Raw genomic sequence first — 2244 nt, forward strand, 5'->3', positions numbered from 1 at the left:
AACTAAGCTACTGCTGCTGCTGCGCGATCGAAGTAACCAGCTACTTCAGACATCAACGCGCTACAATCACCATTGGTGATGCCAGTTTGGTTGCCAGCGATTTCGACTGCTGCTGCTTTCATTTTTTGAACGCCTGCTGCAACTGAAGAACCAGGAGTACCTAGTGCTAAGTAAGTTTCGCGTAAACCATTCAAACAACGATCGTCGAGTACCGATGCGTCACCTGCGAAGATTGCGTAAGTAACGTAGCGTAAAATGATTTCCATATCGCGCAAACAAGCTGCCATCCGGCGGCTGGTGTATGCGTTACCACCAGGAGCAATTAGGTTGGGTTGGTCGGCGAATAGACTTCTGGCTGCGTTAGCAACAATTGTCGAAGAGTTGGATGTAATCCGGTTGACTGTATCCATCCGTTTGTTGCCGTCGGCTACCATTGCGGCTAATGCGTCTAATTGACCAGTGCTGAGGTATTGACCTTGTGCATCTGCTTGGGCGACAACCTTGGAGAATCCGTCTAACATATTATTTAATCCTGTATGCGTTTAATAGTTTTTGGTGCCCAAATTTTTAGGTTGGAAGTGCGCGATCGCTTAACACAACTTAATAAATTCAGGAAAACTCTCGTATTTATATGAGAGAGTTACGAGTCTACGCCAGTTAATACCGAGCTGTTCTCTAATAATTAATCCTAACTATTAATTTAAGTTTATACAATGTTCCGCGAACTGTTTTTCGTTTCGCAGCATCTTTGTCACAAACGTTAATATTCGGCGATCGTCTTTTACCACAACGCTTGTACGTTGGCAGAGCGGCACCATAGTTACACCACTTTAGGCTCGGATCGAGCAAATATCGCGGGTGAGAAGGGGAAAAGGTAAAACAACGCGGCTACGAAGATGGCATATTTCGTTCTAAGTCAAACAAAAAGCCGTGGATATACTCTTCCGTCCACTCTTCACCATAAAACCGTTTTAACATGCCGCGTGCGGGGTCTTTTTCCGATCGATAGCGCACATAGCTCAGTTGCGCTTGCTTAATCTCTTCGAGCCGTTGCGGATCGGTAATTAGTTCGGCTCGATCGACAAAATCTAGGTAGGCTTTAAGATAATCTTTAAAGGCTCCAAATACATGAGTTTCTACCGCTTCAGTTTCTTGCGGACGCGTCCACAGGAATGCTGGCGAGAAAAATGCGCGTGCTTCTTCAGGAAAATCACCACCCCACGGTAGATGAGCCTGATATTCGTGGAACATTGGTAAAATCGGCGTGCTATAACGCTCCTGATACGCTGGTTCGCCTGAAAATAACGGCTGCATATCGATCGCGATCAGATGTCCGCCTGGTAGAGTGACTAAATCTGCCCCAAAGAAGGGTAAATCGTAGTTTAAGTGGGGGAAAATCACAAAATTGAGTACTTGCAAAGATCCGCCGCCTTGGACGTGTGCGGCGCGAATTTGCCGCAGTTTAGCCGATTGCAATCCATGACTGGTAGTTAGCACTTCTACCTGTTTTTCACCTTTACCCGTCATCGCACTTTGACGATCGAATCCTGCTGGGATGGGATAATCGCTAACATCTAGCCGCGATTTGAGATATTCGATGCCGTAGTCCAGGAAGGGTTGGTAGAGTGTCATTTTTTAGGAGATAGGGGCGTTTACTTGATTTGATGCGTAGGCTTTTACCCCACCCCAACCCTCCCCTTAGAAAGCTACCCTGTATACACATCTCTCGATCGCAGCGAAATTGGTGGGAATCCCCCTAAATCCCCCTTTTCAAGGGGGACTAAGATCCGGATCTGAGCAAGCTTTTTAAGGGGGTTTGGGGGATTTAGATCTCAAAACGAAGTCTATCCGACTTGTGTATACACCGTAGCTTAGAAAGGGGAGGGCGTAAAAGCCCCCCGCATCTTCGGGGGGTTGGGGGGGGTAAACAGATCTCAATCGAAGTGAGTCTAAATTTTCCCGCTTACAGCTAAAGGTACTGAGTCTTCAAATAAAAATTCATGCAAGAAGCGTTCCGACCATTCGTGCCCAAAGTAGCTGCTAAATAGTCCTGAAGCGGGGTCGCGTTCCGCACTGTAGCGATCGTAGTCTTGTTGCGCTTTGACGATGCGTTGAATATCTGAGGGGTCTGTGAGTGGTTCGGCGCGATCGAGCATTTGCCAGTATAAATCTAGATAATCTTTAAATGCTGCCAGCAGTCGCGTCGAAACCGTTTCGACATCTGTTTTGGCAAATAGTAAATAC

Annotated in this window: 2 protein-coding genes and 1 pseudogene; all 3 read right to left on the reverse strand. The window is 46.7% G+C overall.

Annotated elements, in window-relative coordinates; genetic code table 11:
* Positions 1–2: 2 nt before the first annotated feature.
* Entirely contained in the window at positions 3–521 is a 519-nt protein-coding gene (locus tag RMO79_RS17650; protein WP_310484557.1) for a phycocyanin subunit beta, read from the reverse strand.
* Positions 522–888: 367 nt separating this feature from the next.
* Positions 889–1632, reverse strand: a complete 744-nt coding sequence (locus RMO79_RS17655; protein ID WP_310484558.1) for a phycoerythrobilin:ferredoxin oxidoreductase — start codon at positions 1630–1632, stop codon at positions 889–891.
* Between the two features lie 317 nt (positions 1633–1949).
* Positions 1950–2244 (reverse strand): annotated as a pseudogene (locus RMO79_RS17660) (dihydrobiliverdin:ferredoxin oxidoreductase); the annotation flags it as partial.

This window comes from Chamaesiphon sp. VAR_48_metabat_403, assembly GCF_031422475.1.
Taxonomy (GTDB): Bacteria; Cyanobacteriota; Cyanobacteriia; order Cyanobacteriales; family Chamaesiphonaceae; genus Chamaesiphon.

Coding starts and splice junctions, on each gene's coding strand:
- RMO79_RS17650 (WP_310484557.1), bottom strand. CDS start 521: ATGTTAGACGGATTCTCCAAGGTTGTCGCCCAAGCAGATGCACAAGGT.
- RMO79_RS17655 (WP_310484558.1), bottom strand. CDS start 1,632: ATGACACTCTACCAACCCTTCCTGGACTACGGCATCGAATATCTCAAA.